The sequence below is a fragment of the Calothrix rhizosoleniae SC01 genome, from assembly GCF_900185595.1.
Lineage (GTDB): Bacteria > Cyanobacteriota > Cyanobacteriia > Cyanobacteriales > Nostocaceae > Calothrix_A > Calothrix_A rhizosoleniae.
This window is the reverse complement of the sequence record NZ_FYBH01000125.1, coordinates 17,479-39,724: the sequence shown is the minus strand read 5'-3', so window position 1 is coordinate 39,724 and position 22,246 is coordinate 17,479. Positions and strand designations below refer to the sequence as shown.

18 protein-coding genes and 2 pseudogenes are annotated in these 22,246 nt (G+C 39.9%); 10 read left to right on the top strand and 10 right to left on the bottom strand.

The annotated features are described in order from the left end of the window. A pseudogene (locus tag CALSC_RS07470) lies at positions 1-829 on the bottom strand (tRNA (5-methylaminomethyl-2-thiouridine)(34)-methyltransferase MnmD); the annotation flags it as partial. A 174-nt stretch (positions 830-1,003) separates the two neighbouring features. Between CALSC_RS07470 and CALSC_RS07465 the strand changes: the two are divergent. Further along, on the top strand, positions 1,004-1,822 hold the full coding sequence (locus CALSC_RS07465) for a sulfurtransferase (RefSeq protein ID WP_088240747.1): 819 nt from the start codon (positions 1,004-1,006) through the stop codon (positions 1,820-1,822). Here CALSC_RS07465 and CALSC_RS27330 read toward each other — a convergent pair. Then, positions 1,784-2,278, bottom strand: a complete 495-nt coding sequence (locus CALSC_RS27330) for an adenine deaminase C-terminal domain-containing protein (protein ID WP_235006716.1) — start codon at positions 2,276-2,278, stop codon at positions 1,784-1,786. The genes CALSC_RS07465 and CALSC_RS27330 overlap by 39 nt on opposite strands. Then, the gene (locus CALSC_RS07455; RefSeq protein WP_088240746.1) at positions 2,262-3,728 is read right to left on the bottom strand and encodes an MFS transporter; all 1,467 of its coding nucleotides are present in this window, start codon (positions 3,726-3,728) and stop codon (positions 2,262-2,264) included. Before CALSC_RS07455 ends, CALSC_RS27330 begins: the two co-directional genes overlap by 17 nt. Positions 3,729-4,301: 573 nt before the next feature. Between CALSC_RS07455 and psbV the strand changes: the two genes are divergently transcribed. Further along, the gene (psbV, locus tag CALSC_RS07450) at positions 4,302-4,793 is read left to right on the top strand and encodes a photosystem II cytochrome c-550 (RefSeq protein ID WP_088240745.1); all 492 of its coding nucleotides are present in this window, start codon (positions 4,302-4,304) and stop codon (positions 4,791-4,793) included. A gap of 389 nt (positions 4,794-5,182) precedes the next feature. After that, positions 5,183-5,590: a plastocyanin gene (gene petE, locus CALSC_RS07445; protein ID WP_088240750.1), complete on the top strand. Its 408-nt coding sequence runs from the start codon at positions 5,183-5,185 to the stop codon at positions 5,588-5,590. Positions 5,591-5,729: 139 nt separating this feature from the next. On the opposite strand, the gene CALSC_RS07440 is transcribed toward petE, so the two are convergent. From CALSC_RS07440 to CALSC_RS07410, 6 genes and pseudogenes are all read right to left on the bottom strand, one after another. After that, positions 5,730-6,917, bottom strand: coding sequence for a glycosyltransferase family 4 protein (locus CALSC_RS07440; protein WP_088240744.1), 1,188 nt, complete (start codon positions 6,915-6,917; stop codon positions 5,730-5,732). A gap of 123 nt (positions 6,918-7,040) precedes the next feature. Next, positions 7,041-7,214 (bottom strand): annotated as a pseudogene (locus tag CALSC_RS07435) (RRXRR domain-containing protein); the annotation flags it as partial. A gap of 628 nt (positions 7,215-7,842) precedes the next feature. Next, on the bottom strand, positions 7,843-9,240 hold the full coding sequence (locus tag CALSC_RS07430; protein WP_088240742.1) for a TldD/PmbA family protein: 1,398 nt from the start codon (positions 9,238-9,240) through the stop codon (positions 7,843-7,845). 302 nt (positions 9,241-9,542) lie between these two features. Continuing rightward, entirely contained in the window at positions 9,543-10,796 is a 1,254-nt protein-coding gene (locus CALSC_RS07420; protein ID WP_088240740.1) for a bifunctional folylpolyglutamate synthase/dihydrofolate synthase, read from the bottom strand. Between the two features lie 681 nt (positions 10,797-11,477). Continuing rightward, positions 11,478-11,597, bottom strand: a complete 120-nt coding sequence (locus CALSC_RS07415; RefSeq protein WP_088240739.1) for a photosystem II protein Y — start codon at positions 11,595-11,597, stop codon at positions 11,478-11,480. A 133-nt stretch (positions 11,598-11,730) separates the two neighbouring features. Beyond that, the gene (locus tag CALSC_RS07410; RefSeq protein ID WP_200817588.1) at positions 11,731-12,279 is read right to left on the bottom strand and encodes a gamma carbonic anhydrase family protein; all 549 of its coding nucleotides are present in this window, start codon (positions 12,277-12,279) and stop codon (positions 11,731-11,733) included. Positions 12,280-12,302: 23 nt separating this feature from the next. On the opposite strand from CALSC_RS07410, the gene CALSC_RS25800 reads away from it, so the two are divergent. The 7 genes from CALSC_RS25800 to CALSC_RS07380 all read left to right on the top strand — a co-directional run bounded on the left by CALSC_RS25800 (position 12,303) and on the right by CALSC_RS07380 (position 20,109). Further along, a complete protein-coding gene (locus tag CALSC_RS25800; RefSeq protein ID WP_143288182.1) occupies positions 12,303-12,563 on the top strand; it encodes a hypothetical protein in 261 nt (86 codons plus the stop codon). Positions 12,564-12,688: 125 nt separating this feature from the next. Then, positions 12,689-13,201: a TIGR02652 family protein gene (locus tag CALSC_RS07405; protein ID WP_088240738.1), complete on the top strand. Its 513-nt coding sequence runs from the start codon at positions 12,689-12,691 to the stop codon at positions 13,199-13,201. 174 nt (positions 13,202-13,375) lie between these two features. After that, complete coding sequence (locus tag CALSC_RS07400) at positions 13,376-13,822, top strand: VOC family protein (RefSeq protein ID WP_088240737.1); 447 nt, start codon at positions 13,376-13,378, stop codon at positions 13,820-13,822. 255 nt (positions 13,823-14,077) lie between these two features. After that, positions 14,078-16,924, top strand: a complete 2,847-nt coding sequence (locus CALSC_RS07395; protein ID WP_088240736.1) for a M16 family metallopeptidase — start codon at positions 14,078-14,080, stop codon at positions 16,922-16,924. A gap of 139 nt (positions 16,925-17,063) precedes the next feature. Continuing rightward, positions 17,064-17,510, top strand: a complete 447-nt coding sequence (locus tag CALSC_RS07390) for a cupredoxin domain-containing protein (RefSeq protein WP_088240748.1) — start codon at positions 17,064-17,066, stop codon at positions 17,508-17,510. A 244-nt stretch (positions 17,511-17,754) separates the two neighbouring features. Continuing rightward, a complete protein-coding gene (gene map / locus CALSC_RS07385) occupies positions 17,755-18,582 on the top strand; it encodes a type I methionyl aminopeptidase (RefSeq protein WP_088240735.1) in 828 nt (275 codons plus the stop codon). 450 nt (positions 18,583-19,032) lie between these two features. Next, complete coding sequence (locus CALSC_RS07380; protein ID WP_088240734.1) at positions 19,033-20,109, top strand: CsgG/HfaB family protein; 1,077 nt, start codon at positions 19,033-19,035, stop codon at positions 20,107-20,109. 128 nt (positions 20,110-20,237) lie between these two features. On the opposite strand, the gene CALSC_RS07375 is transcribed toward CALSC_RS07380, so the two are convergent. Next, positions 20,238-21,848: an adenylate/guanylate cyclase domain-containing protein gene (locus CALSC_RS07375; RefSeq protein WP_088240733.1), complete on the bottom strand. Its 1,611-nt coding sequence runs from the start codon at positions 21,846-21,848 to the stop codon at positions 20,238-20,240. Positions 21,849-22,246: the final 398 nt, after the last annotated feature.

The following is a 22,246-nucleotide window of genomic DNA, read 5'->3' as shown; positions in this document are numbered from 1 at the left end:
CGCCTATTAATAATTATTTCTGAGGAATCTCTCAATTGAGGATCTCTATAGGGAACTGCTGCGCGAGTCAGCAAGTGTTCTTGTTCTTTCTGTGAAAGTGGCAGAAATGAATTTGAGGAATTACATTGGTTATTATTTTGACTTGACTCTAATGCAGCAAGGGTTCCAGGAGTACGTTTACCCACAGGAGAGGTAGAGGCTATGATCAAACCAGCAGTAATCATAGCCCTGCGGACGGGCGCAGCACAAGAGTAAGTAGCGAGTAAGCCATCATAGTTTAAACACAGAGCTAACTGTCTGATAAATTCAATAGTCCACAATTGAGGACAGTGAGGATGAGAAAAGGGGTCTAGAAAAATTGCATCAGCAAAAAAACCTGAATTCTGCACAGATTTAATTACACTACGAGCATCACCAATTAATAATTTTGCTGTGAGGCAATTTGTTTTTACTTGTTGTGTCAAAGCCAATTGTCTCAAAATCTCTGTGTACTCAGTTTTCCAAGTATCAAAAACATGATTTTTAATTGCACTTTCAGCTACAAATGCATTTATATCTAAAGCAATTAATTCCACATAACAATGAGGATTTACCGACCAAATTGTTTCTAAAGCAGCGGCGGTATTGTATCCTAGTCCATAACAAATATCTAGTAGTCTCACCACCTTTTTTTTCGCTTTGTTAGGTAATTGTGTAGGAATAGCAAACTTCCAAAAACTCTCTTGACGTGCTCCATAATGACTATGAAAAAGCTCGTTAAATTCCTGAGAAAGAAAGTAAAAGAACCATCTGCTGTTACTTGAGGAAGAAAATTATCCTGATTACCCATGGCTTAATCCTATAATTTTTACCAATAATTCCTTGATGGTAAGTAAGTCGGCACAATAAAAACAAACTATGTGAGGAAAGCTTACCTGCCCCCTGCCTTATCCAAACGATAATTTTTTACGCCTACCTACTTATAAGCCCCCAAATTTATCCGTGGAATAAATCCAAAATTGTTATGACTGATACTCATTTAGTGGTTAGTTGTGAATGGTTACAAGAACATTTAGAAGATCCGCAAATTGCGATCGCAGATTGTCGCTTTTCCCTGGCTGAACCAGATTTAGGACAACATCAGTACCAAACCAGTCACATTCCAGGAGCCTATTATTTAGATTTAAATCGGGATCTTTCCAGTGATGTCAGGGAACATGGAGGTAGACATCCATTACCTAACCCCCAATTGTTCGCTCAGAAGTTATCAGCTATGGGGGTAGATTGGCAACAAACTTTAGTTGTAGCTTACGATGATTCCCATCAGGCATTTGCATCTCGTCTTTGGTGGCTTTTGCGCTATTTTGGGCACGAGGGAGTTGCAGTGCTAGATGGTGGCTTGGCTGCATGGTTACAAGCTGGATATGAGGTAACGGATGTCATTCCTCATCCTGGAAATGGTAATTTTATTCCCCAAATTAATCAGCACATGATTGTAGATCGGGAAATGGTGAAAAATCGGAAAGACTCACCAGGAGCTGTTTTAGTGGATTCACGAGATAGCGATCGCTATGCAGGGATTCGGGAACCAATTGATAAAGTTGCTGGGCATATTCCCGGTGCAGTTAACTATCCTTGGAAACAAGTCACAGACTCCCAAGGCTATCTCATCAATCCCCAAGATCAACATCAGCGTTGGTCTGACATCGCCAAAGCAGAGGAAATTATGGTGTATTGCGGTTCTGGAGTCACTGCTTGTGTGAATTTACTATCTTTAGAATTGGCTGGGATTCAAGGAGCGAAATTATACCCAGGGAGTTGGAGTGATTGGATTAGTTACTGATTTACTCTCTGCGCCTCTGGGTCTGGGCGTGATATCATGTCCAGCTAAAGACTTATCATTAAGACCGCAGGGTGCAGAGTGCAGGGGGAGAAAGAGGTTTAAGATTTTTGCACCATATTCTAAATTATGGGTGGTTTGCCGGGCATCATATGAGACAAATACCGTTCTAATCCACCCACAATGGCACAAACTGAAAATCCTTACTGTTAAACAACCCCTTGCATCAAAATGAGCATATTGCTGTGCCACAGTATAACCATCAGCCACACTCATTAAACCCGCCACGGGTGAAGGTAAAACCTCTACAGAGCCTCCTTCCACCACAGCAATACCTCCTTGTACCCGAATCACTGCATTGATTGCCGCACAAAGTTCCCTATCAGTTGTCCCCACTGCCACAATATTATGGGCAACAGAAGATGCGATCGCTCTCACTGCCCTACATGGTGTTTTCATTGAATGCAGTGGGCTTTCTTTGAGCTAAATTCTGTAACATTCGGCTAAAGGATTGTCTTGAAGCTTCTTGGACAAAAATTAAGGGAACAAGAGCAATGAGACGAAAACCGACAGAAATAATAAATAAACTCACTAAACCACCATAAGCAGGATTTTCTGCTAACAAACCACCAATAGTAGCACCCAAAGCACCAGTCCCTCCAGCAACTGCTGCTGCAATCGCAAAATAAACCGATTGATTAGGTATAGGTGCGATCGCTATTTGCATATTGTTGGTACATAATTCAATGGCAGTGATTGTACCCCCTATGAGGATATGCAATAGTGGTAGCCACAACCAAATATCCAGAGATTGATTGCTAATTCCCACCCATAGTATGGGAGTAATAGCCACCAAAATTCCAGTTAAAAATAAAATCATTCGGTTGCCAATCTTATCTGCTAACCGACCCCACCAAATCAACATCAACATTCCCGTTCCTGCTTGAATGCTACCGTATAGAGTCAACAAACTAACATCCAAATCCAAGGTATCCAACATATAAAGGTTGAAAAAGGGAGTACTCAGGTTAAAGGCGAATGTCCATAAACCAAAGTAAAGCAGATACATTAAAAAGTTAGTGTCTTTACATATACTTGCCTGTAACTGGGGTCGTTGCGCTTCATAGCTATGGACTACTGGATTATTCGTAGGTGTAACATTTTGTTGCTGGGGATTGACATCCACCTTTAAGAACTGGCAAGCCAAACTGGCTAAACCGGCCAAAATACCCAGAATTAGTACAACCCCATACCCCTGGATAGTTCCTCCTGGAAATAGGGAAACTAATACACCAGCTATGGGTACAAACAATAAATTGGTCAGACTAGATACACTATTACGAATTCCAAAGTATCTACCCCGTAAGCGTCTGGGAACTATTATTGCCATCCAACTTAGCCATGATGCACTTCCCAATGCTGTCACAAAATGACTGGCTAAAATTATGACTAAAGTTAACAATACTAATTGCCGATTGCTCCAGTTAATCCAATCTGTAGTCAAAATAGCGATCGCTAATATCAACCACAATAACCTGGCAGCACCGTGAGTCCACAAGCAATAACTATGACGGCTAGTCATGCGCTCGGAAAAATAAGCACCTAAAGGCTGAAGTAAATTGACTATCATGGGAATGGAAGCCAGCATTCCTATCTCCACAGGACTAGCATCCAACTCCACCAGAAAATTACTCAGCAATATTCCACTGGTTGTGACTGTGAACATCGCTGCAAAAATTCCGTCTGCTGTGGAAGCTTTCAAACTTGTACGAATTTCACTTTTGGAAACCCTTTGTTTCTGGGGTTCAATTAAGATTCCAGGGGAATCAACTACAAAATCTGAAGCAGCATCTTGACTCAGTTGTTCTGATCTGGGAAAAATAGCAGTTTTTAAATCAACAGAATGCATTACCCACCCTTAAGGATGAAAAATCCTATTATTTTTATTTATGATTAGACTTTGCTTTTATTAGCTAAACCAATTGTTATGTTTGTACAGCTTATATAAGCTGACTTATCTAAATACAAGTACATATTACTTAATATTGTTGATTGTAATCTTAGTATATTTTTTACAAAAATTAACTATCTATTTATCGCCATGAGAAATCAATCATTTTCTTAATAAAACGATAAAAAAGTTTACTTTATCTGGTTAAAATATGCTTATTTGCCCCATTCCTTGCATATACAAGTAATCAGGGCAACAAATTGGACTCTGAACATGATATTTGTATAACAGCAGTTCAATCTCTATCTCGGCGTTCGCCAGCATTATGGGTTGTGCAGACCTATTGATCGCGGAAATAACAGCAGACTATGGCGTTCTGGAGGAAAAGTCTTCCTCTTTCTGAACAATTGGGTATTGTGTATCAATATCTATTGCATGTTAGAAGACGCAAACAGCAATTATTTGCCAAATTTTAGAGATTGAACATCGCATTATTAGCTGTGTTGAGCATCAAAATCTTTAAGGGGAAAGATGTTTAGAAAATTGATTGGTATTTTTGTGGCTACTGTGTTGCTGACATTTCAGTTGTTTGTTGGTAATGCTACAGCTACGGAACTGGATGAAGCAACCCGCACGGTACCATTAAATGACCAGGGGGATCAAATTGTACTAACTGTTAAAGAAGTTAAACAAGGCAAACGCTTATTTTCCGCTATTTGTGCTGATTGTCATCTGGGTGGTGTTACCAAAACCAATCAGAATGTGGGATTAGATCCAGAAACTTTAGCGGGAGCAACACCAACCCGGAATAATATAGAAGGGCTAATAGACTACCTGAATAATCCCACCACTTACGATGGTGAGATTGAAATTGCAGAATTGCATCCTAGCACCAAGAGTGCAGACATTTTCACAGAAATGAGGAATGTCACCGATCAGCAATTAAAAGAATTAGCTGCTTATATTCTCACCCAACCCAAGGTGGCTGGCCAACAATGGGGTGGCGGTAAAATTTACTTCTAAGCCTTTATCATCAGTGTTAGTATCGGAAAGTAAGGGGTATAGGGGAAGAATTTCAACTTGCTTTTGATTCCTTACTTTCGGATATTATCTGCATGCCAATTTTAGATTGACACCATGTCTAAAGTCAGGGGTTTGTATCCTTTTATTCTTCGGTTATAATTATATTTCATTAATCTAGCCTTCCTGGAAGAATAAGTCGATTGAGCGATCGCATATGGAATGTAGATTAATCTCATATTCAATCATCAAATAATCAATTCAACCAGTTTTTACTATTTGGATTGACCGCCAAAAGAAAAAATTATTTGTATCTATGACAGTCTGTCATATTTAGGTTATTGTTATTTATAATGGGTAATGAAGATAAAATCATTTATGAGGAACATGCCATGAAATCAATAGCGGCAAGTCTGCGTCGTATGGGTTTAGCTGTCTTAACAGTTTTATTAGTTATTAGTAGCTTTGCTGTGTTCGCTCCCACTGCTGCTGCGGCTGAATACACAATCAAAATGGGTACAGATAGAGGCATGTTAGCATTTGAACCTAACAAATTGACTGTTAAAGCTGGCGACACAGTTAAGTTTATGAATAATAAAGTGCCTCCCCACAACGTTGTGTTTGACTCAGGTCATAGTGCCAATAAGGATTTAGCAGTAAAAGCAACTCATAAACAAATGATGATGAGTCCTGGACAATCTTTTGAAGTTAGCTTCGCAGATGCGACTCCTGGTGAATATCCCTTCTACTGTGAACCCCACCGTGGCGCTGGCATGGCTGGTAAAATTATTGTTGAATAATAGTTTTTTCTAATGTATCTCATTAGATGAGACAAATTTTAATTTATAGAGAGAGGCGGTTGCCAATCTACCTTACTATTGGGAAACCATGAGAATGACAGAAGGATAGATTAGCAACCGCTACTAATTTGAGTATTCATTACCAAATAACTTGCGATCGCTCTTGAACAACTTTTTGATAAACAGTATCAGTTTTTTGGGCTAGTTGATACCAATTAAACCGTTCGTTCAATTCCTCGTAAGCATTATCGATTAACCATTGACTATAACCAGGATTTTTCAGGACTTCCAGAATTCCCCAAGCCAAAGAATCAGCATCATTGGTATGGGTGACAACCCCGGTTTTGGTATGTTGGACCACTTCTGGTAAGCCACCGGTATCAGAAACCACCACTGGAACGCGAGCAGCAAAACTTTCTAGAGCGACAATCCCAAAGGGTTCATAAAGACTAGGGAAAACAGCACAATCAGCAATAGTTTGAAATTTATCTAAATCTTCATCAGACATAAAACCAGTAAAATAGCACTTATGCCAAATGCCCAAATTCCATGCTTGCTGTTTGAGATGATTGGTGTTACCTCCACCAATGAGTACAAATTTGACATTATCACCCATTAAGTGCAAAACCTGGGGGGCTGCGTTCAATAATATTGATACTCCCTTTTCATGAGTCATGCGACCCACATAATAAACAATTTTTTCTTCATCTGTGGCAAACTGGCGACGAAATTCTTGGGCGTGGAAATTGGGATTTTGCTGCTTTTTTTCTGGACGAATACCGTTATAAATCACATCTATTTTGTTCCATGGGGTGTTTAGTATCCATTTAACTTCCCGTTGCATATATTGAGTGCAAACAATAATTTGCCAAGCATTGTAAGCCAATACTTCTTCTTTGTCTTTCACATAACTCTGGATGGGATTGTGAATACCATTATTACGTCCCCATTCAGTAGCGTGGATGGTAGCAATTAGAGGGACTTTAAAACTGTGCTTGAGAGCAATTGCTGCATCACCCACTAACCAATCATGAGCATGGATTAAATCAAATGACCCGTCTTCCGCCATTAGTTTACCACCATGGCTGCCCATACTCTGGTTCATATTTACAACCCAGTGGAAAAAGTCATTACCAGGATCTACAGGAACGCGATGTACATGTATTCCTTCAAGGATTTCATACATCGGGGCATTGTCACAATTCGGTGTAATCAGGTGAATTTCGTGGCCTAATTTCACTAGTTCTGGGTACAATTCCGACACATGACGGGCAATCCCTCCCACAATACGTGGTGGAAATTCCCAACTCAGTACTAGTATCTTCATCTGTCTTCCCTCCTGGAGACTCCCGCTACATCGGTACTCCGATTAGCGGCGAAAGGAAAGGAGGGACAAGGTTTACATTGCATAGGAGTAACCATCCTTTTTATGAATAGGTGTGCAATATCTTTTTAATCTCAGAGGTGATACGGGAGATTCTGGACGTGCTTCCTTAAGTATTAAAGTGAGTGGAAAACGTCTAAATATGGAAGCTTTTTTGTTGCGTAATAATTGCCTTGCTTGTGCTGGATGTATTGGATCTAACGGACTTTTTTTTGAATCAATTACAAACACTTTGGACATCAAGTCCCTCCTTATGGCTTGCGCCACGCTCTGCGAACGGGTTAAGTTAGCTTCGTCAATGTTTCTAAAGCTTTTTAGACCTAACACACTGCCTCCCAAATGGCTGTTTAATGTTAGATGACAGAGAGAAGTTCGTTGGCGGTGAGACAGTGTGGTCTTGGGGAGCCAGCGTTGTAGACGGTAAGCCATCGCGGTGGACGGGTTTCCCGGCATAAAGCAACTGGCGCAAACCGTAGGGGTTTCCCGTCGCAGACGACTGGCGTTGGTTTCCCCCATGAACAACTGCGAACCCGAAGGGGGTTCCCCCGCTTAAAGAAACTTCGGAAGCTACAAACTAGCTACGCATTCCTAGGTGTCGTGACTAAAGAAACGTAGTACGCGAGGTACTTAGACTGGTCAACTAGGACTTTTTCAAGCCCCTGCTACATCGGTACTCCGATTAGCGATGGGTTGTTGACTGACTCCAATCCTCTACCCTTGACAAATATATAAAAATCTTAATTTAACTCAAAATACTTGCACATACATGACAAGCAGCATATTTTATCTAAGTTTAAGATTTTTTTAAGATTTTTCAGTATATACCCACACTCATCTTTAGGCTACCCCTCACACATAAAGGGATAAACTATCCGGATTCACCTCCAACCACCACATCTCGTATCCGCAAACTGGGACCACCGCAACCTACAGGTAAACCATTTTGTCCTCCCTTACCGCACCCACCAGATTCATCCCAGTCAAAATCATCGCCAATGGCTTCTATATCTGCCAGGGTTTGAAAAACATTACCAGAAAGAGTGACATCTTTAACAGGTTCGGCAATTTTACCGTTACGGATCATCCATGCTTCCCCGGCGCTAAAGGTGAACATCTCACCATTAGTCATCCCACCCAACCAATTACGGGCATACACCCCCTGTTTAATATCAGTAAATAATTCAGCTATGGGAGTTTTCCCTTTTTCAATCCAAGTATTGGTCATACGGACAATTGGGGTATAGTGATAGCTCAGACAACGGGCATTACCTGTTGGGGCTTCGCCCAATTTACCTGCGGTTTCTCGGGAATGCAAACGTCCCACTAAAACACCATCCTTGATTAATTGGGTAGTACTAGCAGGAGTTCCCTCATCATCATAAAAGTAACTACCACGATGTCCCTGGGGTGCTGCACCATCAAAAATTTGTAACTCTGGATGACCAAATTGCCTACCGATAGTCATAACTTCCAAAACATCTGGATTCTCATAAGCCATGTCAGCTTCGGAAAGGTGTCCAAAGGCTTCATGGACAAATAAGCCAGTCAGAATGGGATCAATTACCACGGTATAGGTATTACCCTTGACAGGGGGTAGAGATAAAGCTGCTACTGCCCTTTGTGCTGCACTTTTAACTTGTGTGTCCAAAGTGGTTAAATCTTCAAATCCCTGGCGAGAACCTGTTGTTTCTCTGCCAGTTTGTACCGTTTCTCCTTTTCTCGCGGTAGCAGCAAAACGCATTTCCATATCTACCCAAGATTGCTCAATTAAGGTTCCTTCACTGGAAGCGAGGATAATTTTTTGGGAACTATCTGCATAGCGCACAGATGTAGTAGTGATATAATTATCTGTACTTTTAAGTAATTCCATGTAGTGATCGCACAATTCTTTTTTCTGATTCAAGGCTATATGACGAGGATCTGTGCCAATCAGAGGTAATTTACAGACTATTTGTACAGGTTCTACATTTGCCAGTAGAGTTTCTTCATCTCCGATCATCCGCGCAGCTGCGATCGCTTCTTCTATGCGTTCTGCTATAGTTGTCAATTGATTAAAGCTACTTAAGCCCCATCCTCCTTTATAACAAGCTCGAATATGTCCGCCAATGGAAATATCTTCACTCAGGGTTTCAATTCGATCGCCACGCAATAAAATATCTGTACCCTCAGATTCTTCTAAGCGAATCATGAGATAATCCACTCTAGATGAGTAACGGGCAATCAGATCTGCAAGTAGATTTTTAGCATCTGTGAGTAAAGATTGCATTGATAGGTAATAAAAATAATCTATACACTTACTTTTATTATCAGTGAATAGTTACCAATTTTCAGCACTTCGCAAGGAGTTATACCAATTCTCTAAAATAAAGCTACACATGTACAGCAAGGGAGCAGGGAGTAGGGAGTAGGGAGCAGGGAGTAGGGAGCAGGGAGCAGGGAGTAGGGAGTAGGGAGCAGGGAATAGGGAGCAGGGAGCAGGGAGTAGGGAGCAGGGAGTAGGGAGCAGGGAGCAGGGAGCAGGGAGCAGGGGGAGTGAAGCAAGTAGTTCAAGTCCAGAAATTGGGTAATTTATTTTTTGGTGTTGCCTAAAAAATGGCCTGCCAAGTATAAAGAACCACATAGTACAACTAAATCATCTGGGGAGGTAAAAGCAGCATCCAAGGCTGATGATAACTCTGGATATGGATAACATCCTGCTAAATTGGGGCAAACTTGGGTAGCTAATTCTGCTAATTCTGTGGGATCAGCTGAACTATGTTCTGGTACTGGTACTAAATATAATTTGTCCTGCGATCGCAGTAAAATTTGAAATACCTGATCATGGTCTTTGGTAGATAGCATTCCCATCACCCAAGTTACCGATGGTACATTCAGGCTATCCACATAATCCCTTAATACTTGAGCTGCAGCAGGGTTATGAGCCCCATCTAACAGCAATTTTTGGTGCTTCCAGGTAGTCCATTGTATGCGTCCTAACCATTGAGTTTTTGCCATTCCATTCACAATGGCTGATTCTGGTATATTCCAATCTTGGTTTTGCAGTATCTCCACCGCACCTAAAGCTAAAGCCGAATTGCTTAACTGAATTTGTCCGGCTAGAGGTAAAGGATACTTAATCCATTGTTCCTCCCTCAGTTCATATTCTGCCCATCCCGGCTCTAACTGATGGGCACTAGGGGGCATAATTATGGGACATTGTAATTCTAAAGCCCGCGATCGCACAACTTGTTCTGCATCTGTTGGTAATTTTCCCATAATTACGGGACAACCATATTTCAGGATACCAGCTTTTTCTCCAGCAATTTCAGCTACGGTATTACCCAATCTTTGCCAGTGTTCCCGACTAATGGAGGTAATAATACTCACCAAGGGAGGCTGACAAACGTTAGTAGCATCCAATCTTCCCCCTAAACCAACTTCAATCACAGCAATATCAACCTGTTGTTGAGCAAAATAAAGCCAAGCACCAGCTGTAATTACTTCAAACTGGGTTGGTGATTCTTCATCGGGATTAATTGCAGCTTGGACTTGTAACAAGATTTCCTGTAGTTCAACCCCAGAAATAGGTTGGTTGTTCAGACAAATACGTTCTGTCCAATCAACTAGATGGGGAGAGGTATACCTTCCTGTACGATAGCCAGCCTCCGTGAGTATAGAGGAAAGATAAGCACAAACAGAACCTTTACCATTGCTTCCAGCTACATGAATCACAGGAACTTGGTTTTGGGGATTGCCAAGATTTCTCAACAGTGACTGAATGCGCGATAGTCCCAAATTGACACCAAAAGATTTAAATGGTTGGAGAAATGAGTTGATATTCACAAAAATCAAGAAAATTAGTAAAAATAAACAAAATTTTGCAAAAATTTACGATGTATAAATAAAACCGACTGGATAGCAACAAACAGTCGGCTAATCATGAATTACAGTCACGAAGAGGCAGGGGAGCAGCTCACAGGTGTAGGCTTTTTACAATTGGATGTTGGTAAGACTTGGAGGACGACCCTCTCCTAGAGGGATAACACAAGGGAGGAAACCCGAACCAAAAAAAGTACAGTTCTCAACAATACAAACTAGTTCAAAAGCCTATTTTACCGTTGAACAATTTTCCTTGTCTGCCTGTTTTCTAATCTCCCAAGTCTAGCCTCAACCGAAATATTAAAAACCTACCCTTGTGAGGGGAGCAGGGGAGAAACCCCATATATAAATAAATGTAGGGGCTGGGGGAGGAGATGAGAAAAAAAGGAGAACTTCCACGAATAAATTCGCAGAGAAGTGCAGTCTTGTGGGCTTTCCACCAAGAGCAACTTCGGAGAGCTTGAAATCAAGTTTTCGCTACACTCCACAGCAGAGGGAAAACGGCATTTTCCTCTGCCCCCTGTACCTTTTCCCCCTGCTTCTTCTGGTCAGACTGGTTTACCCTTGGTATAACCCACGAGGAACAACTGGAGTACAGATTTTTGCATACTCACCCAGGAGATACCCACAGGGCGAGTGTATAATTTATGCTTCTTTATTTAAAAAGGTTTGTAGTTGTCTGATAGCAGCTGCACCAATATTAAACAATGCCCAAGCAGCAGCAATCGCCAGTGGCGCTAAAACAATAAGCACACGCAAATCCATATCTAGAACCCCTCTGTTAAGTTAGAAATTAAAGTTTTATCAACTGTTCTCATTTTTATTTTTAGCTGAAGTGGCGATCTTTTCCCAATTAATATGTAAAGTTTTATTACATACTTTGTGAAAGTTGCTGATTTTACTGAGGTTTTTCCCCATTGGTTGGCAAACTAAAGCCAATGTCTGTCCCCTTACCAGCGTGAACTAAAGCTAATTTTTGATAATGTTGGGCATGAGCTATGAGTTTTGTCACCTCAACATCACTAACTGGGCGAATAACCTTACCTGGAACACCCATTACCAAGGATTGTGGCGGCACATCTTTGGTAACGACTGCACCAGCACCAATAATACTACCTGTACCCACTCGCACATTATTCAAGATAATCGCACCAATGCCAATGAGACAGCCAGATTCTATGTGGGCAGAATGTACCACTGCTCGGTGTCCGATAGTCACATGGTCTTCTACGATTGTAGGCTGGTCTAAATCTCCATGAAGAATTGCCCCATCTTGAATATTCGTACATTCACCCATAGTAATTGATGCCAAATCTGCCCTGATAACAGCACCATACCAGATGCTCACTCCAGAGGAGATATGTACAGAGCCCATAACTACAGCATTGTCAGCGACAAAAGCTGCTAGAGAAAGATCGGGAGAAGACCAGTAGTCAGCGGCAGACACGATAGAATAAGGATATAAATTATATGGTAGCTAGTGATCGACCAACCCAACATTGCCGGATGGAGGCAAGAAGGGGAACAAGTAAGCCACTGCGTTGCGCGGTAAGCCATTGCGGTGGACGGGTTTCCCGGCATAAAGCAAGTGGCGCAACCCGTAGGGGTTCCTCGCGTTGTAGCAAGTGGCGCAACCCGAAAGGGAGCAGGGGAGCAGGGGAGAAAAAATTTTATTCTCTTACCTGTGAACCCAGCAAAATTCCTTTGGTAGATATTAGAAACACTGGTTAGGATATCACGGCCTTTGGCACATTTGTCGATTACCTATTCAGTAATTAAACGAATGAGGAGTGATGGAAGTGTAAGATACAACCTACTTTAGTGATGAAAATTTATATATTGTTGATACACACTTCATGATGAATTTAGGCTTACAGTACCCAATATTTGGTTCCGAAATTCAGTGTCCTCACTGTCGGCAAATTATTCCGGCACTGACATTAACTGATACTTACTTATGTCCGCGTCACGGTGCATTTGAAGCTAATCCCAAAACAGGAGATTTGATTCATTTACAGTCTGGACGGCATTGGCGTAGATGGGATGACGAATGGTATCGTCAACACACCCACCCAGATGGAATTCGTTTTGAAATTCATGAAGCTTTAGATAAACTTTATACCCAGGGTTATCGGGCAACTAAGGTAATTATTGCCAAACGTTATCAAGAATTAATGAGTGGTTATTTAGAAAAGAATACACCTTGGCGTTCCGGGCAACCAGAAGCGTCAGGGACTCGCCTTTATGGCTTACCAGTGGAATTTAGTCCTGATCCTGGGGATGAGCCTTGCTGGGAGGTGATTAATTTTGATTTGGATAAAGAACTGGGTGTGCCAGTACGTTATCCTTATTTTCGCCTATTTGAATAATCTTGAGGAGTCATAAAATGGTAGTTAGGAATTAGACAATTGTGGATTTGAGATTTTCAATTTTGGATGGCAAAAAGCTGTTACAGTCATACTTTCCAGAAAATATCTATGACAATTCATTTTTGCAATGGGTATTACATTAAACTCAGAAATATTAATCCATAACTACCACACATGCATCATATTTCCATTCGTACAGCTAATATTCATCGAGCGATCGCTTTTTACGAGCAGTTAGAATTTACAGTCTGTGAACGCTTCACTACAGGCTATACCTTAGCTTGTTGGATGGAAGGAATGGGTGGCAGAATTGAATTAATTCAGATACCCGAACCAGAACCTGCACCAGATGCATTTGCAGATCCGCACTATGTAGGATATTATCATTTGTCATTCGATGTTACTGAGCAAATATCGGATTTACCTAGCTATTTAAATCATTTACAGGAGCTTTTTACTCAAAAAACTCAGGAAAACCCAGAACATTTTCAACCCCTGGTTGTACTGTTAGAACCTAATCAACAGCAAATAGGGAACCGGATATATGAAGTGGCATTTATTGCCGATGCTGATGGTTTACCTATAGAAATGATTAGGATTTTAACTACCCTTAGCACTTAATTTATATTATTGTTATTGGTAGAATAAATTTCTTCTCTGTAGTGTTGCCGAAGCGGGAACTACTCGCAAAAGCTAAACTATAGGTATAGCAATTCACAATTGAGTGAAATGTATCTAAACTTTACCCGACATACATAAAGACACAATAGTGAGGTAAAATACTGGACTCACATCAGTCAAAATCTCTATATAACAAGCAAAATCAAGAAAATACTCATTAAATTTACAGAATATATATATGTCATTGTTAGTTACATGTCTGTATCTTCTCTGCTAAATCGATACCGTGTTCCGACCCTACTTTTTAGTATCTGCCTAATATCTGTTTTATTATGGCACGGTAGTCAAATGGCAGACCCAGGGGCTATACCACTGACCACATTTGCCAATGGTAACAGTGTCGAAGTATCAACGGCAAATTATTCGCGATCCTTAACTCAAGGTGTCCAAAAAACAGTTTTAGATAATGGATTAACTGTCCTCACAAAACAGGTAAATAGGAGTCCAGTCGTTACGGCGCAAGTATGGTATAAGCTGGGTTCCAGGGATGAAGAAGCAGGAGCTAATGGTATTGCTCACCAATTGGAACATGTCATGTTTCGCGGTAGCAAAAAGCGTCCGATTCAATTTGGGCGATTGTTTACTGCATTAGGTGGTGAATGGAATGCTTTTACAGGCTATGACCATACGGCATACTATGCAACAGTGGAAAAGAATAAACTCCCAGCACTGCTAGAGTTAGAAGCGGATAGGATGCAGAATTTACAGATTGATGCATCAACTCTAGAAATAGAGAAGCGGGTAGTAATTTCCGAATTACAGGATTATGAAAATAGTGCTGATTACCGCCTCAGTAGGACTATAATCCAGAAGGCATTTCCCAATCATGTTTATGGTTTACCTCTAGGTGGAACTAAAGCAGATGTGGAAAAATTTAATCTAGAGCAAGTTAAGAAGTATTATCACAATTTCTATCGTCCAGATAATGCCGTTTTAGTCATTGTGGGTGATTTTAACCAAAAAAAAACCATGAAAATGGTACAAAAAACTTTTGGTAGAATCCCTCAACCTCATCAATCAATGGTGAAGACAAATATTCCCACAACTTTAGACAGTTATCGTGCCTCATCTTCTCCCATTGTTTTACAAGAGCCCGGTTCCATAGCTTTGATACAAGCGGTATATCCCATACCAGATGTAAATCATCCAGATATTCCCGCTTTGGATGTGATGAATTATATCTTGAGTGAAGGACAAAATTCTCGCTTAGACAAAGCATTGGTTGAATCTGGATTGGCGACTGAAATTACAACTAATGTATCAAAATTATTAGCAGGTGGCTGGTATGAAATTTTAGTAAAAACATCTCCTAGCCAGAATTTAGACAAGGTAGATACCGTACTTAGAAATACGATCACTACATTAGCAAGACAACCAGTTACCAAAGTAGAAGTAGAACGTGCCCGAGTCAAATTAACAGCCTCTCTGATTTTAGGTAACCGTGATATCACTAGTCAGGGTATTCAATTAGGTACTGACGAAACTACTGGTGATTATCGCTATACAGATAAATACTTAACTAGTATCAATAGGATATCCGTAGAAGATGTGCAACGGGTAACACAAAAATATCTGACTCCAAAAATGAGAACTGTCGGTTTCTTTAAACCCACATCAACCTATAAACAGGCAAAGATTGCAACTCCACCAAATTACACACCTCAAGAAAATTTATCCATAAAGTCTGATAAGTCTAATAAGAAGGTCGATTATACAGAGTTGTCTAAGTATTTACCGGCAGTCGATTCTAGCCTATCATCCCATCAACAACCCCTACCCCAACGATTTAGCCTATCCAATGGCTTGCAGATATTGTTATTACCTGACAATAGTACCCCCACAATCACATTAAGTGGCTATATCAAAGCCGGTCAAGAATTTGATCCAGAAGATAAGGGAGGCTTGGCTGCTTTAGCCGCTACAAACTTGATGAATGGAACCCAGGATAAAGATAGTTCGGCGATCGCCAATACTTTAGCGGCTAAGGGGGCTAACTTAAATTTCCAGACATATCGTGAGGGAGTGGAAATTCAGGGTAGTAGTTTAGCTCAGGATATACCTATATTAATAAAAACATTAGCTGATGTAATCAAAAACCCTAGTTTCCCCAGCAAAGAATTGGAAATTAGTCGGCAGAAAGCATTGGGTAGAATAGCACAAAATTCAGATGATCCAGCGAAAGTTGCAATTAGAACCTTTGTGCAATCAGTGTATCCCAAACATCATCCTCTACATAACTTTCCCAGTCATGCAAGTTTAAATAACATTAGCCGTCAGGATGTAATTGCCTTTAATGCTAAACATTACCGTCCAGAATCCACTACGATAGTTATGACAGGTGACTTTCAACCTCAACAAGTGCGAGATTTGATAGCATCAGAATTTGATGATTGGCAAATTAAAACACCAGCTCCAAAAATCAAATATCCAGCAGTAAATATCCCAGAACACCTAGTGCAGTTAAATCCTGTAGTGCATGGTAAAGCCCAAGCCACTACTTACATGGGTGGTACAGGGATTAAACGCAAAGATAGTAGATATTACGCAGCCTTAGTATTAAATCAAATTTTGGGTGGCGATACTGTATCCAGTCGGTTAGGCGCAGAAATTCGTGATCGTCAAGGTTTAACCTATGGTATTTATAGTTCCATGCAAGCAGGTAAAAATTTTGGTACATTTGCCATCGAAATGCAAACCGCACCAGAAAATGCGAGAAAGGCGATCGCTAAGACCCGTAAACTTATAGATGAAATTCATCATCGGGGTGTTACTTCTAAGGAAGTACAAGCAGCTAAAAGTACTTTAGTCAGCAACTATAATGTTTCCTTAGCTAACCCAGAGGAATTAACAGAAAAAATCCTCATGAATCAAGTGTATGGTTTTCAGCCAAAGGAACTGCAAAACTTCACGAAAAAAATTCAAGCCGTTAATCTCAAGCAAGTCAATCAAGCTGCTCGCGAATTAATGCACCCAGACAAAATTATTGTAGTTACCGCAGGCCCTGCAACCCTTGCAGATCAGAAATTAGGAGGGAATGAGTGAAGGAGGGAAAGAGGGAAAACTGAACCTACCCTTGTGAAGGGAGTTTACAGGGGGTAGACGCTTCTCGGAGAGTAGGAAAAAATAGGGGAGTATTGTGATGATCAAATGTTTGGTAAATATTTATAAATTTTCCTTGCCTATGGCAATTGTTATAACACTAGTATTGTGTTTATTTACGATTGGCAATGTTCCCACTTTTGCAGACAGTGGGTCAGGAAATTTACTCAAACAAACACCTATAAATATAACAGTTAGTTTAAGTAATAGTGCTGATGAACTCAAATTTTTCCCCAACAACCTGGAATTCACCAGCGGAAAACGCTATAAACTGCAACTCACCAATCCCAGTCCCCAAAAACATTATTTCACCGCCAAGGATTTTGCAGATGCCATCTGGACACAAAAAGTTGAAGCTGGCAATGTGGAAGTCAAAGGAGCAATTCATGAATTGGAATTAAAGCCTAAAGCCCAGGCTGATTGGGTATTTGTTCCCATGAAACCAGGTAATTATCAATTACGTTGCTCTATTGCTGGACATACACAAGCAGGTATGATTGGTAAGATTGCCGTGGTCAGTGGAAAATAAAAATAAGCGATCACTAATAACATGGGACAGTGGTACAAACAATGCATAATTACGGTCAGTTTAACCTCCCCAAGGCTCACACAGCATTTATTGCTCGTAAACTAGGTTAAGGTAGCACACACTGTTATTTACCCTCCCCATTCGCCAAAATAAGTTAACTTAAATATATATAAAAATTGATTCTCAATTAAAGACCAATTATCCACATCTAAGCTTTCAGGCAAAACAACTTACCTTACTTCCCATGAACATCTTTAGCAACCTACTTTCCCAGCCAACTCAAGAAAATCGCCCCAAAAGACAACGCCGAGGAATTGAAATTAAATCCCAGCGTGAAATTGAGATTATGCGACAATCTGCCAAAATTGTTGCCACAGTCCTCAAGGAAATTTCTGAGATGGTACAACCAGGAATGACCACTGCTGACTTGGATGCTTATGCGGAAAAACGGATCAGAGAAATGGATGCGACTCCTAGCTTTAAAGGCTATCATGGCTTTCCTGGTTCCATCTGTTCCAGCATTAACAATGAAGTAGTACATGGAATCCCCAATGCGAAAAAAGTTATCCGTACAGGGGATGTATTAAAGGTAGATACAGGTGCTTTTTATCAAGGCTTTCATGGGGACTCCTGTATTACCATTGCCGTAGGTGAAGTGACACCAGAAGCTGCAAAACTAATTCGTGTTGCTGAAGAAAGCCTTTACAAAGGTATTGAGCAAGTTAAAGCTGGTAATTACCTGATTGATATAGCTGGAGCCATTGAAGACCATGTCAAAGAGAATGGATTTAGTGTTGTGGAAGACTTCACTGGACATGGAGTAGGTCGTAATTTACACGAAGAACCTTCTGTATTTAACTTCCGTACCAAAGAAATGCCCAATGTCAAATTGCGTGCAGGGATGACTTTAGCAATTGAACCGATTTTAAATGAGGGTTCAAGATTCACCCGGACTTTATCAGATCGATGGACGGCTGTTACAGTTGATAATTCCCTATCGGCTCAATTTGAGCATACTATATTAGTCACAGATACTGGTTATGAAATTTTAACCGATCGCACGAAAATTTAAACCAATATCAGAAAATTCATCCCGTTGTAGGTTAAAATCCACAATATTTGACTGTGCAAAGTCATCTTATACCATTTTAGATTTTGGATTTTGGATTGTGAAAGAATTACTAAATAAGCCTTTCAACTTTCCATCTGTCGCAATCATTTCTCAAATTGGTATCAATTGATGCTTTGCCCTAAATACTGTGGATATTTTTTAGTTGGTAGTTGGTAGTTTTTGGTTAGAACAATATTGTCCTAACCAATATGTCCACTGTTATACCAATTCACTTGCAAATTCAAGTTCATTAAAGCATTACACAAAAATCAAAAAAATATACATAAAATTTACATGACATCCAGTTATGTTTACGTATGATGCTATTAGATGCTTAAGTTTTTGTAAATATATCTGTAAATACACGTATGCTTAAGTTCTCTAAGACTAGTCATTAGAGGAATAAATGTTATGCATAGTTCTGATAAATTACATAAAAATATTTATCGTCTGATTTATTTGTGTTTACCAGTTTTTACATCATCTTTATTAATTAACTTGTTATTTATTGGATTGAATGATGTCAAAGCTCAAGAGTTAAAGCTGACTCATACAATTGAGATAAATAAGTCTCTTGCCAAAGTTAAATCATCTACAAAATCAAAACCTCGAATAGCTATTTTTGAGTTTGATTATAGTACCGTATCTTACTATAACTATTGGCGCAGATATTATTGGGGAAATGGTAGAGGTGTAAGTAGTATTTTAGTCGATAAATTAGTTAAAAGTGGTAATTTTAGAGTTATTGAAAGAACAAAAATAGAAGCAATTCTGAAAGAACAAAACTTGGGAAAATCGGGTCGAGTTGACCAAAGTACTGCGGCTCAAATTGGTCGTCTTTTAGGTGCAGAGCTAGTAGTATTTGGTTCTATTACCAGTGCAAATCTCGAAAGAAATAGAGGTGGAGTAGGTGGTATAAAGCTTCCAGTATTCGGACGTGTTGGTGTAAACAGTAAAAAGAAAACCGCTAATGTTAAATTAAATGTACGTGTAGTTAATACGACTACAGGTGAAATTGTCTTATCTGCTGAAGGTAATGGAACTTCAAAGCAGAGTGGTGGCAATTTAAGAGTTGATAGAGTTTATGTTAATAATAATTCCAATAAAGATTCTCAACTCCTCACATTGGCAACATCCGATGCAATTAATCAAGTAGCAGAACAAATTAATACAGGAGTTAATAAAGGAAGCACTTCCCTCAAAACTTTGCCAAGTACTAAAGCATTAGTAGCTGATGTTTCTGGTAACACCATAATTATTAATAAAGGTAGTGCAGATGGTTATTATCAGGGGATGAAACTGTCAATTGAACAGGTTATAAAAATAGTGAAAGACCCTGTTACAGGTAAAGAATTACGTAAAATGACCAAAAAAATCGCCACAGTTGAACTGACTGAAGTTGACTCTTCATCAAGTGTGGGGAAAATTATTTCTGGAGGTAAATTACAGGTTGGCAATATCGCTAAACCCATTAAATCAGATGAGTAAACACAGAGGGATGCTCCCAAAGGGAGTTACCTAAAGAGCGAACCTCGAAGTCAGCGCAAGCGATCGCTATTTTGTCATGATGGCGATCGCTTTTTTATAGAAACTTTGGTTCTGAAGATAGATAAAATTTAACTGCATAAATGAGTTTGATAAACACAAACCGACCGATTAATACCCTTAAAACGATAATCACCCATCTTTTGAAAGTCATCACGGTGGGAAAGTAAATTGTAAGTATCTTCACCAATTACGCATTCACTAGGAGGGCAAATACCTTCCATACGCGACGCTAAATTAATCGTTGCCCCTAATGCAGTATAGTCTAACCTTTGAGAACTACCCACATCTCCCACCACAGCCTTACCACTATTAATGGCAATTCGTAATTGTATAGGTTCCTGCCAAAAACCATTAGTATTTAGCATTTCTAGACGAGATAGCATTTCCTTAGCCGCAGTCACAGCTCTATCAGCATGATCTGGTTGCACCTCGGGAGCGCCAAAAAAGGCCATAATACAATCACCAATATACTTATCTAAAGTGCCACCATAAGAGAACACTTCTTGCAGCATTTCCTCAAATAAATTATTCAGTAATTCGGCGATTTGATTGGGCGTAAACCTTTCTGACATGGCTGTAAAACCAACAATATCAGCAAACAAAATACTAATTTCTTTCTCTTGGGGAGGTAAACTTCCATTTGGTAACTTCCCCACAGCAATCAACTGTTGTACTACTGCTGGGGAATGATACCTTTCTAATCGACGACGAATCAATTCCTCTGTCTTCAACTTTTCTGCTAACATCCAACGTTGAACACTAGAAGCTACAAGATTGGCTAATGTGGAAAAAAAACTCAGTTCTTCTTTGCCTTCACTAATCCAATGATAAGCAGACAGACGAGCATCAGCATAAAGTACTCCTACCACCTTCTTCTCATCCCACAGTGGTACAGCCATTGCACTGCGGATACCTTTAAGTAAAATACTTTTTTCTTCAGCAAAACGTTCGTCCTTTTGAGCGTCAGCAGTTTGAATTGCAACTTTTTCGGCAAATACCCTTTGGCAAATACTGCGACTAATCCAATCGCTATCATCTACCAAATATTGTTGTTGGGAAATAGTCCTAGCGGCGGAATTGACTAATTTGAGATTTCCATCACCACTGATATCAATTAATAGTGCTAATCTTTCAATACCTTGGAGATAACGGAAGACAACCTTTTCTACCTGAGAAAAAATTTCTTCTATGGATGTTGCGCCAGAGAGATTTTTAGCTATATCCACCAAATCTTTAAGGCGAGCAATAATTATATCTCTATTACTGATATCCTCACTTTGGGAATCAACTTCTATCCATTGTTGTTGCAGGTGGTGAACATTACGCAGGATGGTTTTTTGCCCATCACTGTCTTCTTGCTTCGCTTCCCAGACTTGATCATTTATTTGTAACTGTACTACCAACTTGGCATTTCCCAACCACAAGATGTCCCCATGATGTAACTCTTGAGGAGAGTTAATTAAGTAATCATTTACCTGTGTACCATTTTTACTACCCAAATCCTCAATTTTCCATACATCCTCAGACATCTTCATCAAACGAGCATGACAGCGAGAAACACCAGCAAAAGGTAGAGACAAGTCACATTCGGGTAAACGTCCGATAGTGAAAATCTCTTGATTTACTGTCACCGTTTTGAAAGTATTTCCATCTTTTAGGCGCAGCTGTAATTCTGTCATGGGTATGTTTTATTCTAGAAGCTGGGAATACAAGCATTACTATGTAGTTTAAGGCATACCCATACTTTATTTATGATTTGGTGGATGACAATATTAGCCCCGGCAATTATACCATTTTGGATTCTTAGATTTTAAGATTTTGGATTGTGACAGTTCATTCCACATTACCAACACCATCGCACAGTTTGCGGTCTGGGTATTTTTTTGGTTTAGTGTTTAAATAGGGCTTGCTGAAAAAGTCTTTTGGTGAGGGTAGGGAGTAGGGAGTGGGGAGTAGTTCGGTGCCTCTTTATTTCTATTCTTTTTGTCAGAAAAAATAACAGATGCAAGGATTTTAAACCTAAAATCCTAATTTACTTGCACTTAGTCTCCAATAAAATAGCCTCAAAGCATTGATA

What these genes read in the sequence shown, in the direction of transcription:
- CALSC_RS07405 (WP_088240738.1), top strand. Translation starts at nt 12,689, where the DNA reads ATGATGAATTTAGGCTTACAGTACCCAATATTTGGTTCCGAAATTCAG.
- psbV (WP_088240745.1), top strand. Translation starts at nt 4,302, where the DNA reads ATGTTTAGAAAATTGATTGGTATTTTTGTGGCTACTGTGTTGCTGACA.
- CALSC_RS07380 (WP_088240734.1), top strand. Translation starts at nt 19,033, where the DNA reads ATGCATAGTTCTGATAAATTACATAAAAATATTTATCGTCTGATTTAT.
- CALSC_RS07415 (WP_088240739.1), bottom strand. Translation starts at nt 11,597, where the DNA reads ATGGATTTGCGTGTGCTTATTGTTTTAGCGCCACTGGCGATTGCTGCT.
- CALSC_RS07465 (WP_088240747.1), top strand. Translation starts at nt 1,004, where the DNA reads ATGACTGATACTCATTTAGTGGTTAGTTGTGAATGGTTACAAGAACAT.
- map (WP_088240735.1), top strand. Translation starts at nt 17,755, where the DNA reads ATGAACATCTTTAGCAACCTACTTTCCCAGCCAACTCAAGAAAATCGC.
- CALSC_RS07375 (WP_088240733.1), bottom strand. Translation starts at nt 21,848, where the DNA reads ATGACAGAATTACAGCTGCGCCTAAAAGATGGAAATACTTTCAAAACG.
- CALSC_RS07430 (WP_088240742.1), bottom strand. Translation starts at nt 9,240, where the DNA reads ATGCAATCTTTACTCACAGATGCTAAAAATCTACTTGCAGATCTGATT.
- CALSC_RS07400 (WP_088240737.1), top strand. Translation starts at nt 13,376, where the DNA reads ATGCATCATATTTCCATTCGTACAGCTAATATTCATCGAGCGATCGCT.
- CALSC_RS07390 (WP_088240748.1), top strand. Translation starts at nt 17,064, where the DNA reads ATGGCAATTGTTATAACACTAGTATTGTGTTTATTTACGATTGGCAAT.
- petE (WP_088240750.1), top strand. Translation starts at nt 5,183, where the DNA reads ATGAAATCAATAGCGGCAAGTCTGCGTCGTATGGGTTTAGCTGTCTTA.
- CALSC_RS07395 (WP_088240736.1), top strand. Translation starts at nt 14,078, where the DNA reads ATGTCTGTATCTTCTCTGCTAAATCGATACCGTGTTCCGACCCTACTT.
- CALSC_RS25800 (WP_143288182.1), top strand. Translation starts at nt 12,303, where the DNA reads ATGGTAGCTAGTGATCGACCAACCCAACATTGCCGGATGGAGGCAAGA.
- CALSC_RS07440 (WP_088240744.1), bottom strand. Translation starts at nt 6,917, where the DNA reads ATGAAGATACTAGTACTGAGTTGGGAATTTCCACCACGTATTGTGGGA.
- CALSC_RS27330 (WP_235006716.1), bottom strand. Translation starts at nt 2,278, where the DNA reads ATGAAAACACCATGTAGGGCAGTGAGAGCGATCGCATCTTCTGTTGCC.
- CALSC_RS07455 (WP_088240746.1), bottom strand. Translation starts at nt 3,728, where the DNA reads ATGCATTCTGTTGATTTAAAAACTGCTATTTTTCCCAGATCAGAACAA.